Below are 12,032 nucleotides of genomic sequence, written 5' to 3' on the forward strand. Positions count from 1 at the left end.
CTCCGAGCCACAGAGTGTCACGTGCCAGTCCAATCATGCCAGGAGGGGGAAGATTTTGTTCAGCGCGCGGAAGTCCGATGACACGAGGCCGGAGGGCGGGACGGAGAGCGAGACGCAGGACGGTGACGGCACGGCGGACGGGGCCCGCGGGGAGGGCGGCACCCCCGCGGGTGACAGGAGGAGCGCGGACAGCACACCTACCGGCTCCCTCGAGCAGCCTCCGGCCTCCCGCCGACTGCCCCGCCGTCTGGTCCACCTCTACACCGGTCTCGTCCTGTACGGCCTCAGCATGGGCCTGCAACTGCGCGCCGGCCTCGGCCTGGAGCCGTGGAGCGTCCTCAACCAGGGCATTTCGCGTCACATCGGCCTGTCCATCGGCACGGTCACCATCGTCTCCGGCGCGCTGATCCTGCTCCTGTGGATCCCGCTGCGGCAGCGCCCTGGGCTGGGGACGGTCTCCAACGTCGTACTCCTCGGCCTGGTGATGGACGCGACGCTCACCCTCGTGCCGGAGATCACCTCGCTCGCCGTCCGCATCCCCCTGCTCACCTCCGCGATCCTGCTGAACGGCATGGCGACGGGCCTCTACATCTCCGCCCGCTTCGGCCCCGGGCCGCGCGACGGGCTGATGACCGGCCTGCACCGCCGTACGGGCCGGCCACTGCGCCTCGTGCGTACGTGCATCGAGGTCACCGTCCTTGCCGTCGGCTTCGCGCTCGGCGGCTCGGTGGGTGTGGGCACCGTGCTCTACGCGCTGGCCATCGGGCCGCTGGCCCAGTTCTCGCTGCGGTTCTTCACGATCGGCGGGCAGGGCGGCCGGGGCCGCGTGGTGACGTCTTCCGCAGCGGCGCCCGAGCCGTCGGCCGCCGCGCCGGCCTCCGAACCGCCGGCCGCCTCGCCCGCACCGCTCTCCTGAGGCTGGGTCAACTCCCTTACCCTTGTACCGTTTTATCGTCACACGTCCCTTCTCCCGATCTTCCCGGCTGTTACGCTCTCCCCATCAATCACCCCTCTGACCTGGCCTTTTACCATCCGGCGAGGAGGGGGCGGCGACCGAGGAGAGCGACTGTGAAGATCGGGATCAACGTCCTCAACTACGGGGAGGGCACCACCCCCGAAAGCATCGAGACGTGGGTGCGCGGCGCCGAGGAGCTGGGCTACCACCTGGCGATGATCTCCGACCACGTGTCGCTGCCCCCGGAGGTCGCCGGCGCCTTCCCGCCGCCGTTCTACGACCCGTTCACCACACTGGCCTGGCTCGCGGGCCGGACCAGCACCATCGAACTGGGCACGACGGTCGTGGTCCTCCCGTACCGCCACCCCCTGCAGACCGCGCGGGTGACCGCCAACCTGGACCGGTTCAGCGGCGGACGGCTGGTGTTCGGCGTGGGGATCGGCTGGTCGCAGCAGGAGTACGCGGCACTCGGCATCGACTACGCGTCCCGCGGCCGGATCACCGACGAGTACCTCGCCTGCATCAAGGAGCACTGGACGCGGCCGATGGTCTCCTTCCAGGGCGAGCACGTCGCCTACACGGACATCACCACCGGCCCCGCGCCGGTCCGTGACCCGCACCCGCCCGTCTGGGTCGGCGGCCTCAGTGACGCCGCGCTGCGCCGGGCCGCACGGTTCGGGGACGCCTGGCACCCGTACACCCTGGGCGCGGACGCGATCCGTGAGCGGCTGCCGGCCCTGGAGGCCGCGGCGGAAGCGGCCGGCCGCCCGACGCCCGCGGTGACGCCGCGGATCGCCCTGCACCTCACGGACCGGCCGGTGGAGACGGAGGGCCGGCTGCCGGGCCACGGGTCGGTCGACCAGGTCCGCGCGGACCTGGAGGCGCTGGCGGAGCTGGGCGTCCCGTACGTCGTCCTCGACACGTTCCTGTCCAGCTACGCCGGGCCCGTCCCGCCCGAGGAGAGCCCCCGGCACGACCTCGCCCAGCTGGAAACCGCGGCCGAGCGGATCCTCGACCTGCCGGGCGAGACGCTGCGCTGAGGGCGGCGGCCGGTCCGCACCGGTCCCGCGACGGCCCTGTATATCCTCTGGCCAATGCGCTCCCAGCAGCTGACCACCCGCGGGTTCCCCGTACGGCACCCCTACCTCGACCACCCGGTCCCGCTCGCCTTCGCCCACCGGGGCGGCGCCGCGGACGGGCTGGAGAACACCGCCGCGGCCTTCCGGCGCGCGGTGGCGCTCGGCTTCCGCTACCTGGAGACCGATGTGCACGCCACATCGGACGGCCGGCTCGTGGCCTTCCACGACGCCACCCTGGACCGGGTCACCGACACGGGCGGGGCGATCGGCCGGCTCCCCTGGCGGGACGTCCGCCGGGCCCGGGTGGCGGGCCGGGAACCGCTGCCGCTCTTCGAGGAGCTGCTGGAGGAGTTTCCGCAGGCCCGCTGGAACGTCGACATCAAGGCGGAGGCCGCGCTCCGGCCGCTGCTGGACCTGCTGCGCCGCACGGGCACCTGGGACCGGGTGTGCGTCGGGTCGTTCTCGGAGGCCCGGGTCGCACGGGCCCAGCGGCTGGCCGGCCCGCGGCTGGCGACCTCGCTCGGGACGCGCGGCGTGCTGGGGCTGCGGATGCGCTCGTACGGCCGGGGCGTGCCGTTGGACCGGCTGCTGGGGGCGGCGGTCCGGCGCAACGCGGTGTGTGTGCAGGTGCCGGAGCGGCAGTCCGGCATCCGCGTGGTCGATCCGCTGCTGATCCGGGCCGCGCACGCGTGGCGTTTGCAGGTGCACGTGTGGACGGTCAATGATCCGCGGCGGATGGCGGCCCTGCTGGACCTCGGCGTCGACGGGATCATGACCGACGACCTCGGCGCCCTGCGGAAGGTGCTGACCGGCCGGGGGTCCTGGCCCGCGCCATGAGTCCCACGCCCTCGGAGTGGCCGGCCGCACCGTCCTGACGAGCCGTTACCGGAGTGGGGCGGTCGCGCCGAGGGGGACCCGGATTTAGGTGTGGGGGCTGCGGGCCGGTAGTGTACGCCTTTGGCTCACCAGGCGGACCGTTACTGCGCGCTGAACTATGGAAAGCGCTGGGTGACATCTGCTGCCAGATGTGACAAACCGGGCATTGGTGGGTACAACAAGGGGCGGCACGAAGGAAGGCAGCGGCGCGCAGCGCCTCCATCAGGCGGTGGTGGGCGACGGGTGGGCACATCTCCCGGTGACGGGAATCTTCACCGCCGACCGGACGTTGACCGGATGACGACGACAGCGACACCTGTCCTGTGGGCGACAAGCCCGGGAGGCACGATTCATGAGTGAGCGAGCTCTTCGCGGCACGCGACTTGTGGTGACCAGCTACGAGACCGACCGCGGCATCGACCTGGCCCCGCGCCAGGCGGTGGAGTACGCATGCCAGAACGGACATCGATTCGAGATGCCGTTCTCGGTAGAGGCCGAGATTCCATCCGAGTGGGAGTGCAAGGTTTGTGGTGCACAAGCCCTCCTGGTGGATGGCGATGGCCCTGAGGAAAAGAAGGGCAAGCCCGCGCGTACGCACTGGGACATGCTCATGGAGCGGCGCACCCGCGAGGAGCTGGAGGAAGTGCTGGCCGAACGGCTGGCCGTCCTGCGCTCCGGCACCATGAACATTGCCGTGCACCCGCGCGACAACAACAACAATCGCAAGTCCGCCTGACGAACGGACGCGCGAACGGGCCGGGGCCACTGCACCACGCAGTGGCCCCGGCCCGTTTCCGCTTCAGTGCGCGCTCTCGCCCACAGGCCCGCACCCGGTCTGCGTCACGTCACCTCCACCTGTGGAATCATCCACCACGCCGGAACGCTGCAACCGGTGCGGGCGCCGGTGGGACAGTGTCCCCGGGCCTCACCATTCGCCCGTGGGGAAGATCGTTCGGCTGAAGCCCCACGGAGCCTTCCGCCGAGAGGCGACCGCCACCGGCATCCGCACCCATGGACCGCCCCGGCCAGTACCCCCGACTGGCCGGGGCTTCTTCCACGCCCTGCGGGCCCCGGCCCCACGGCCGCTACCGGACGTCACGACTCGGGCACATCCCGTACGCCGACGCGGCCAATCCGCCTTGCCCTACCTTCAGTTACGGCGCTCAGCGGCATCGCGCTCAGCGCGTCAGCGGCGGGTCGTCGCGCCGCGGGGCGGGCTCCTCGTCCTCGCGTACGACCTCGCCCTGCACGACCTTGCCGTCCGGCTGGCGCATACGGGCCTGCTGGAAGGCGTCCCCGAGCGATCCCGGCGCATAACGGGCCTGGCGGGACAGGAGGCGCTCAGCGCGGCGGTGGAGCAGTTTGCGGGTGGGCGGGAAGAGGCAGAGCAGCCCGGCCACGTCGGAGGCGAGGCCGGGGAAGATCAGCAGCAGCCCGCCGAGCATGGGCAGCGTGTTCCCGCTGCCCGACGACGCCCGCTCCCCCGGCTTCGAGGACGCTCCCGAGGCGGCCGCGGGGTCCCCGCCCGCCTGCATGGCCTCGGTGAGGTTCTTCCAGGCCCGCCGGCCCGCCCGCTTGATCACGCACCCGCCGGCGACCACACCGGCGAGGAGCAGCAGAAGCACCGTCAGACCGCCCGCCGCGTCGGCGACCAGGGTCAGCAGCCAGATCTCCAGCACCAGCCAGGCGGCGATGCCCAAGGGGACGAACCGGCGGGCGCGCGAGCGCTTGGGCGGACGGGACCGGGGCGGCGGCGTGGCTGCGAACGTCATGGTTCAAGTGTGCCTGGCCCCGGCCGCCACGCCCTCCCTCGGGTGGCCTCCGGGCGCCTCACGCGCCCTCGAAGACGATCAGGCAGAACTCGTTGCCCTCGGGGTCGGCGAGGACCGTGGTCAGGCAGCCCGCGTCGTCGAACGGGCCGCGCAGTACGCGCGCGCCGAGGTCCACCACCCTGCTCAGCCCGGGCTCCATGGCGGGCACCCGCAGATCGAGGTGCATCCGGTTCTTGCCCTGCTTGGGCTCGGGCACCTGCTGGAGAAGCAGCTCCGGGCCGCGCCCCTCCGGGTCCGTCAGGGCGGTGTACGGCGGTGTGGTGCGCGTGATCCGGTAACCGAGGACCTCGCTCCAGAACTCCGCCAGCACCGCCCGGTCGGCGCAGTCCAGCACCACGACCAGCTCCCTCGGTGTCACCGCTGCCATTGCCGTCTCCTCCCGCTCGTCCTCCTGGCCGGTCCCGCACACGGGCCTGCCTCCCTGGTCTCCGCACGGTCCCGACCGCTCCGCAACGCATGTGGCCGCCCCCGTCGGGCACCCGTACCGGACACCTTCCCCGTTCCTCTCACAAGGAGGCCGAACCCGATGGACAAGCGCAGCGAGACACCGGAACAGGGCGGCAGCGCCGTCCCCCGGGACCTGCCGGACCAGCAGGCGGACCCGCAGGGCGGGCCGGACCGGTGGGACGGCCGCAGCCCGGACGACGGGGACGACCGCGCGGAGCACACGGACGTGCCCGACACCGACGTCTCCGGCACGGGCCGCCGGGGCGCGGCGCACGACCACGACACGCAGGCGGACGAGCCGACCCCGGACGAGCCCGCCGACTGATGCGGCGGCCCCGCGCGCCGGCCGGCGCGCCCGCTCCCGTGTGCCCGGGAGCCCCGCGGTCACCGGTTCCGCGGGGCTCCCGGTGCGCTCACAGCTCCCGCAGCGCGGGCAGCAGCTTCTTGCCGGCCCAGTCGAAGAACTCGCGCTGGTGGTCGCCGCCGACCTGCACCACGGCGATCTCCGTGAAGCCGGCCTCCGCGTACGGGCGCACCGCCTCGACGAAGTCGTCCACGTTGTCGCCGCAGGGAATCGTCTCGGCGACGTCCTCCGGCCGTACGAACTGGGTGGCCCCGGCGAACCCGGCCGGGTCCGGCAGTTCGGAGTTGACCTTCCAGCCGCCGGCGAACCAGCGGAATTGGTCGTGGGCGCGCCGTACGGCGGCGTCCCGGTCGGGGTCGTAGCAGATGGGCAGCTGGCCGACCCGCGGCTTGCCCTTGCCGCCGTGCTTCTCGAAGGCGCTGATCAGCTCGCCCTTCGGCTCGGTCGCGATGACCAGGTCGCCGAGGCGGCCGGCGATCTCGCAGGACCGCTCCCCCGACACGGCGACGCCGATCGGCGGGGCCTGGTCGGGCAGGTCCCAGAGCTTGGCGGCGTCCACGTCGAAGTGGTTGCCGTGGTAGCTGACGGTGCCGCCGTCGAAGAGTGCCCGGATGATCTCCAGGGCCTCGGTGAACATCTCGTGCCGGGTGGTCTTGCCCGGCCAGCCGTGTCCGACGACGTGCTCGTTGAGGTTCTCGCCCGCGCCGAGGCCCAGCCGGAAGCGGCCGCCGGACAGGAGCTGCATGGTCGCGGCCTTCTGCGCGACGACCGCCGGGTGGTAGCGCACCGTCGGGCAGGTCACGTACGTCATCAGCGGGATACGCGAGGTGGCCTGCGCCGCGGCGCCCAGCACGCTCCAGGCGTACGGGGCGTGGCCCTGGGAGTCCAGCCAGGGGGCGTAGTGGTCGGAGGTCACCGAGAAGTCGAACCCGGTCTCCTCGGCCCGGACGACGTGGTCGACGAGATCACGCGGGCCGGCTTGCTCAGTCATCATCGTGTAGCCGATTTGCACCATATGGCGCGAGTTTCCCGATCATGCGACCGCAAAACTCTGCCCTGGCGATGATGACCGGCCGGGCCCGGAAGATACCGTCCGACCGGCCTAGCGTGTGCTCCCGCGAACGTACGGAGCACACGGACCGTCGGCCCGGGCCGACGGCGGCGGGCAGGGACCCGGCACCTCCGCGCAGGGGTCCGCCCCCCGCAAGGGGCCTGGCACCCCGCCCGGCCTCCGCTCAGCGCCCGCGCAGCTTGTTCACCCGGGAGCCGACACCCCAGCCGGTGACCCGCCACAGGGCCTCCACGACGATGTCCTTGCTCATCTTGCTGTCGCCTCGCTCGCGCTCGACGAAGGTGATGGGGACCTCGACGACGTGGAAGCCGCCCTCGACGGCGCGCCGGGCCAGGTCGACCTGGAAGCAGTAGCCCTGCGAGGAGACCTCGTCCAGGCCGAGCCCCTCCAGGGTCTCCTTGCGGAAGGCCCGGTAGCCACCGGTGACGTCACGCAACGGCACGTCCAGCATGGCCCGGCAGTACGTGCTGCCGCCGCGCGAGAGGTACTCGCGGTGCTTGGGCCAGTTCACCACCCGGCCGCCGGGCACCCAGCGGGAGCCGAGCACGAGGTCGGCGCCCTTGAGGGCGGTGAGCAGCCGCGGCAGCTCCTCGGGGCGGTGGGAGCCGTCCGCGTCCATCTCCACCAGGACGCCGAAGCCGTGCTCGATGCCCCACCGGAAGCCCGCCAGGTAGGCGGCGCCGAGCCCTTCCTTGCCCTTGCGGTGCAGGACCTGGACATGGTCGTCCGCCGCCGCCAGCTCGTCGGCGACCTTGCCCGTGCCGTCCGGGCTGTTGTCGTCCGCGACGAGGATGTGCGCCTCGGGCACGGAGGTCCGTACCCGCGAGACGATCGGCTTGATGTTCTCCGCCTCGTTGTAGGTCGGAATGATCACCAAGGTGGTCCCGAGCGGACCGTACTTCCGCTGACCGCCGTCTGTCACTGCTGCCCCTTCTCGTCCTTCGTACGCCCGCGCCGGCCGATGACTGTCGCGGCGACGCAGGACAGAAGCCCCACGATAGCGAGCGCCCACTCGGGAAGGGCACCGACGCGGTCGGCCACGGTCTTTTCGTCCCGCAGAGGGAGGCTCGCCTGCAGCACCTCTTGCGTGAACTCCGGGATCTTGTGGCTGACCGTGCCGTCCGGGGCCACCACTGCGCTGATCCCGCTGGTGGCCGCCGTGACGACGGCACGGCCGTGTTCCACGGCGCGCAGTCGGGACATGGCCAGTTGCTGTTCGGGCTGTCCGGTGCGGCCGTAGGTGGCGTTGTTGGTCTGGACGACGAGGGCGCGGGCGCCGGCGTTCACGGTGTCGTGGACGATCTCGTCGTAGGCGACCTCGAAGCAGATGACGTCGCCGAGCCGGGCGGGCCCGACGGCGAGGACGCCGGTGTGGTCGCCGGGGTAGAAGTCGCGCGGCACCCGCTGGAACCGTGTGATGATCTTGCTGAGCTGCTCCCGGAACGGCACGTACTCGCCGAACGGCACCGGGTGCTGCTTGGTGTACGAGGCGCCGGGGCCCTTCCGCGGGTCCCAGACGATGCCCTGGTTGAAGACGTAACCCGGCTTGTCCGGATGGTCGACGAGGGCGCCCACGAGGACGGGCACCCCGATCGCCTTGACCGCCGCGTCGATACGGTCGTACGCCTGCGGGTAGCGGAACGGGTCCAGGTCCGAGGCGTTCTCCGGCCAGATGACCAGGTCCGGCTTCTCGGCCTTGCCCGCCTTCACGTCGGCGGCCAGCTTCTCGGTGGCCGTCGCGTGGTTGTCCAGGATCTGCATCGGGCGGCCGAGGAAGTCCATGCCGGGCCGCTGCACGTTGCCCTGGACGACGGCGATGTTCACGTGGTCGTCCGCGTCGGTGTGCACCGGGACGAGGAGTCCGGACACCGCGACCGCGGCGGCCAGGCCGACGGCCTCCACGGCGGGCAGGGCCGCCCGTACCGACCTGCCGGGCCCGCCGCGCAGTCGCCACAGCACGGCGGCCGCCGCGGCCAGCAGAGCGCCGCTCAGGGCGACGGCGAAGGTCACCAGCGGTGCGCCGCCCAGGGCCGCCAGCGGGGTGAAGGGCGAACCGGTGTTGGCGAAGGCGAGCCGTCCCCACGGGAAGCCGCCGAAGGGCACGCGGTCGCGCACCCACTCCTCGGTGACCCACAGACAGGCGGCCCACAGCGGCGCGTACTTCAGGCGGGAGGTGGCGGCGAGGCCCACGCCGAGCAGCAGCGTGTACAGGGCCTGCACGAGAGCCAGCCCGAACACCGCGTCCCAGCCGACGACGTGCAGCCACTTCAGCAGCAGGAAGAAGAACGGCAGCCCGAACGCGAAGCCTGTCCAGGCACCCTGACGGGCCGTCCTGCCCCGCGTGAGCAGGCCGAGGGCCGCGACGCCGACGAGGGACAGCGGCCACAGGTCGTACGGCGGGAAGGCCGCCGCGAGGGCGAGCCCGCTCAGGACGGCGAGCGCAGTGCGCGGTGCCCCGCGCCGGACCAGCGCCACGAACCGGCGGCCGCGTCCGGGCACCGCTGGTCCGGCGGTGTCGGAGCCCGATGGCACGGTCCCGGCCTCCCTTTCAGGTCGTGCGGTGGTGTCGGGCACGGTCGCGGCCTTCCTTGCAGGTCATGCGGTGGTGTGCAGACCGTACAACGGGGTTGCGCGATTGCGGACCGGGGGTGCCGAAGGGTATAAGCTGCGCCGCCCGTACGCGGCAGGGGAAGAGCGGGCACCGGCCTGCGGTGCGGATCGGGGCCCGGCGCCCTTCGGGCCGACCTGGGACCCGCTGGCTGCGGGTCGACCGAGAGCCGTTGTCTACTGAGCAACCGGGCCCCACCCGGGTCCCACCTGCCGACCGGCCGAAACCTTTCCGTCGTCCCCGTGCCGCAGGTGCTGGACCTGGCTCCCAGTGGCGGTGTGCCGGTGCGGCACCCCGTCCCATGGCCCAGCTGCGTTCGACGACTGCGCGGAGGTCTCCCGGTCGGACGTCCTGTGGTGGACTCGGCCGAACCTACCGGCCGTCGACCGTCTGCTGTCAACAGTTGCCCGGATCGCGTGGTTTTCGCGTCGCCCCAGGCCGGCGCCCGCTCTCCCAGGTGGGGCAGGCGCCCCCGGGCGCGTCCCGAAGGGTACGCGCCCGCGTGAAGTCACTCGTTCGGCCGTCCGTACACCGTGCGACCGCCGACCACCGTCCGCAAGCACACGGGGAGGTCCTGACCAGGGGTCAGGTCGGGCAGGCCCGGAGTGCCGGAGCGGGGGTCGGTGGACCAGCGCTCGACCCGCTCGTCGGGGGCCTGTACGACCAGGTCGCCGGTACGCCAGACCGCGTAGTCGGCGGGCGCGCCGGGCACCAGGACCCCCGCGTCGTCGCGGCCGATCGCGCGCCAGCCGCCGCGGGTGTGCGCGGTGAAGGCGGCACGGGCGGAGATGCCGTGCCCGGGGGTGCGGTGGAAGACCGCGGCCCGCACGGTGCCCCACGGGTCGAGCGGGGTGACGGGGCTGTCGGAGCCGAGGGCGAGCGGGACGCCGGCGCGCAGCAGGGCGGCGTACGGGTTGAGGGTACGGGCGCGCTCGGCGCCGAGCCGGGTGGCGTACATGCCGTCCTCGCCGCCCCAGGCCGCGTCGAAGGCGGGCTGTACGGAGGCGGTCAGGGCGAACTCGGCGAAGGCGGCGACGGTGGCCTCGGTGAGCATCTCGGCGTGCTCGACGCGGTGCCGGGCGGCCCGGACACGGGCCAGGCCGACGCGGTCGGCGGCGGCCCGTACGCCGTCGGTGACCGCGGTCAGCGCGGCGTCGCCGATGGCGTGGAAACCGGCCTGGAGCCCGGCCTCGGTGCAGGCCGCGACGTGGGCCGCGACGGCGTCGGCGTCCAGGTGGGCGGTGCCGGTGTGGTCCGCGTCGGCGTACGGGGCGTGCAGGTGGGCGGTGTGCGAGCCGAGGGACCCGTCGGCGAAGAGGTCACCTGCGGCGCCGATCGCGCCGAGGGCGCGCACCCGGTCGGCGTCCTTCGCGTCGGTGACGGTCTCGGCCCAGTAGCCGACGACGCGCGGGCCGGGCTCGCGGGCGGCCCGGGCCAGCAGGGCCGTCAGGTCGTCCTCGCTGGAGATGTCGGGTCCCGCGCACTCGTGGAGGGTGCCGATGCCCCGGGACGCGGCGTGCGCGAGGGTCGCGGCCTGGGCGGCGTCGCGCTGGGCGGGGGTGACGGTGGCGTACGCCGCGGCCCGTACGGCGTGGTGCGCGTCGCCGGTCAGCGGCTGCTCGGCGTGGAATCCGGGCAGGTCACGGACGCCGGGGACGAGGTCGAGGAGAGCGGTGGTGACGACCGCGGAGTGCACGTCGACCCGGGTCAGGTAGAGCGGGCGGCCGCCGGTGGCCGCGTCCAGATCGGCGCGGGACGGTGGCCGCCCCTCGGGCCAGGCGGTGGCGTCCCAGCCGTGCCCCAGGAGGACCCGGTCGGCCGGGCGGGCCGCGGCGTGTTCCCGTACCCGGGCCAGCGCGTCGGAGAGCGTGCGGGCGGCGGACAGGTCCAGGCCGGTGAGCGCGAGGCCGGTGGCCGTCGTGTGCACGTGTGCGTCCGTGAACGCCGGGGTGACGAGTGCGCCGTCGAGGTGGACGACCTCGTCCACGCCGTCGGCGAAGGAGTCGGCGGCGCCCTCCTCGCCCACCCAGGCGATGCTGTCGCCCTCGATCACCATGGCGGTGGCGAAGGGGTCGGCGGGGCTGTGGACCTCTCCGCCGCGCAGCAGGACGGTACGGGGCCGGGCCGGATCGGGGGTGCGCTCACTCATAGCGGACAGTTTGGCCCCTGTGGGCGGCGTGCCCGCGCGCGGGGTGCATGATCTTGACGCGCGGCACCCGCAGCCCGGAGCGCACGGGCCTGGCGCACGGGCCTGGCGCACGCCCCCGGACGTACCGGACGCGCCCCCGGACGGGACACACACCGGGCAGGCGCCGCTCGGGCGTCAGATGCGCGGCGGCCGGGCCTCGTACGGCGTGGAGAGCACGACCGTGGTGCGGGTGGAGACCCCGGCCAGCGTACGGATGCGGGTGAGCAGGTGTTCCAGCTCCAAGGGCGTGGCCACCCGCACCTTGAGGATGTAATTCTCGTCGCCCGCGACGCTGTGGCACGCCTCCAGCTCGGGCACCTCCGCCAGCCGGTCGGCGATGTCGTCCGGGGCGCTGGGGTCGAAGGGTTTCACCGAGATGAACGCGGTCAGCGGCAGCCCCACCGCCTCCGGGTCCACGATCGCGGCATAGCCGCGGATGACACCGCGCTGCTCCAGGCGGCGCACCCGCTGGTGCACCGCCGAAGTGGACAGGCCGGTGGCCTTGCCCAGGTCGGTGTAGCTCATCCGCCCGTCCTTGACGAGCAGATCCACGATTTGTCGGTCCAACTCCTCCACCCGATCAACCTACTGTGCTCGGGCGCATGTGCGCA

12 protein-coding genes are annotated in these 12,032 nt (G+C 73.0%); 5 read left to right on the top strand and 7 right to left on the bottom strand.

What is annotated here, in order from left to right; translation table 11 throughout:
- Positions 1–55 precede the first annotated feature (55 nt).
- From yczE to ACZ4Z1_RS29040, 4 genes are all read left to right on the top strand, one after another.
- Entirely contained in the window at positions 56–916 is an 861-nt protein-coding gene (gene yczE / locus ACZ4Z1_RS29025; protein WP_468489595.1) for a membrane protein YczE, read from the top strand.
- A gap of 152 nt (positions 917–1,068) precedes the next feature.
- Positions 1,069–1,995 carry a TIGR03619 family F420-dependent LLM class oxidoreductase gene (locus ACZ4Z1_RS29030; protein WP_468489596.1) on the top strand — a complete coding sequence of 309 codons (927 nt, stop codon included), beginning with the start codon at positions 1,069–1,071 and terminating at the stop codon, positions 1,993–1,995.
- 54 nt (positions 1,996–2,049) lie between these two features.
- Positions 2,050–2,871, top strand: coding sequence for a glycerophosphodiester phosphodiesterase family protein (locus ACZ4Z1_RS29035; RefSeq protein ID WP_468489597.1), 822 nt, complete (start codon positions 2,050–2,052; stop codon positions 2,869–2,871).
- 391 nt (positions 2,872–3,262) lie between these two features.
- Positions 3,263–3,646, top strand: coding sequence for an RNA polymerase-binding protein RbpA (locus ACZ4Z1_RS29040; protein ID WP_031000331.1), 384 nt, complete (start codon positions 3,263–3,265; stop codon positions 3,644–3,646).
- A gap of 442 nt (positions 3,647–4,088) precedes the next feature.
- Here the strand turns inward: ACZ4Z1_RS29040 and fxsA are convergent, their stop codons facing one another.
- The gene (gene fxsA / locus ACZ4Z1_RS29045) at positions 4,089–4,682 is read right to left on the bottom strand and encodes an FxsA family membrane protein (protein ID WP_468489598.1); all 594 of its coding nucleotides are present in this window, start codon (positions 4,680–4,682) and stop codon (positions 4,089–4,091) included.
- A 58-nt stretch (positions 4,683–4,740) separates the two neighbouring features.
- Positions 4,741–5,109, bottom strand: coding sequence for a VOC family protein (locus ACZ4Z1_RS29050; protein WP_468489599.1), 369 nt, complete (start codon positions 5,107–5,109; stop codon positions 4,741–4,743).
- A gap of 159 nt (positions 5,110–5,268) precedes the next feature.
- Here ACZ4Z1_RS29050 and ACZ4Z1_RS29055 point away from each other — a divergent pair, with 159 nt between their 5' ends.
- Positions 5,269–5,514, top strand: a complete 246-nt coding sequence (locus tag ACZ4Z1_RS29055; protein ID WP_468489600.1) for a hypothetical protein — start codon at positions 5,269–5,271, stop codon at positions 5,512–5,514.
- A gap of 88 nt (positions 5,515–5,602) precedes the next feature.
- Here ACZ4Z1_RS29055 and ACZ4Z1_RS29060 read toward each other — a convergent pair whose 3' ends face one another.
- The 5 genes from ACZ4Z1_RS29060 to ACZ4Z1_RS29080 form a co-directional block, all read right to left on the bottom strand.
- The gene (locus tag ACZ4Z1_RS29060; RefSeq protein WP_468489601.1) at positions 5,603–6,568 is read right to left on the bottom strand and encodes an LLM class F420-dependent oxidoreductase; all 966 of its coding nucleotides are present in this window, start codon (positions 6,566–6,568) and stop codon (positions 5,603–5,605) included.
- 220 nt (positions 6,569–6,788) lie between these two features.
- Positions 6,789–7,547: a polyprenol monophosphomannose synthase gene (locus ACZ4Z1_RS29065; RefSeq protein ID WP_468489602.1), complete on the bottom strand. Its 759-nt coding sequence runs from the start codon at positions 7,545–7,547 to the stop codon at positions 6,789–6,791.
- Positions 7,544–9,157 (bottom strand): apolipoprotein N-acyltransferase, encoded by a 1,614-nt coding sequence (gene lnt, locus ACZ4Z1_RS29070; protein ID WP_468489603.1) that lies wholly within the window; start codon positions 9,155–9,157, stop codon positions 7,544–7,546. The genes ACZ4Z1_RS29065 and lnt overlap by 4 nt, the downstream gene beginning before the upstream one ends.
- A 584-nt stretch (positions 9,158–9,741) precedes the next feature.
- The gene (locus ACZ4Z1_RS29075) at positions 9,742–11,382 is read right to left on the bottom strand and encodes an amidohydrolase (RefSeq protein ID WP_468489604.1); all 1,641 of its coding nucleotides are present in this window, start codon (positions 11,380–11,382) and stop codon (positions 9,742–9,744) included.
- Positions 11,383–11,556: 174 nt separating this feature from the next.
- Complete coding sequence (locus tag ACZ4Z1_RS29080) at positions 11,557–11,997, bottom strand: Lrp/AsnC family transcriptional regulator (RefSeq protein ID WP_026170119.1); 441 nt, start codon at positions 11,995–11,997, stop codon at positions 11,557–11,559.
- Positions 11,998–12,032 lie beyond the last annotated feature (35 nt).

This window comes from Streptomyces sp. NPDC030165 (assembly GCF_055573595.1).

What these genes read in the sequence shown, in the direction of transcription:
- ACZ4Z1_RS29040 (WP_031000331.1), top strand. Translation starts at nt 3,263, where the DNA reads ATGAGTGAGCGAGCTCTTCGCGGCACGCGACTTGTGGTGACCAGCTAC.
- fxsA (WP_468489598.1), bottom strand. Translation starts at nt 4,682, where the DNA reads ATGACGTTCGCAGCCACGCCGCCGCCCCGGTCCCGTCCGCCCAAGCGC.
- ACZ4Z1_RS29050 (WP_468489599.1), bottom strand. Translation starts at nt 5,109, where the DNA reads ATGGCAGCGGTGACACCGAGGGAGCTGGTCGTGGTGCTGGACTGCGCC.
- ACZ4Z1_RS29055 (WP_468489600.1), top strand. Translation starts at nt 5,269, where the DNA reads ATGGACAAGCGCAGCGAGACACCGGAACAGGGCGGCAGCGCCGTCCCC.
- ACZ4Z1_RS29060 (WP_468489601.1), bottom strand. Translation starts at nt 6,568, where the DNA reads ATGGTGCAAATCGGCTACACGATGATGACTGAGCAAGCCGGCCCGCGT.
- ACZ4Z1_RS29075 (WP_468489604.1), bottom strand. Translation starts at nt 11,382, where the DNA reads ATGAGTGAGCGCACCCCCGATCCGGCCCGGCCCCGTACCGTCCTGCTG.
- ACZ4Z1_RS29035 (WP_468489597.1), top strand. Translation starts at nt 2,050, where the DNA reads ATGCGCTCCCAGCAGCTGACCACCCGCGGGTTCCCCGTACGGCACCCC.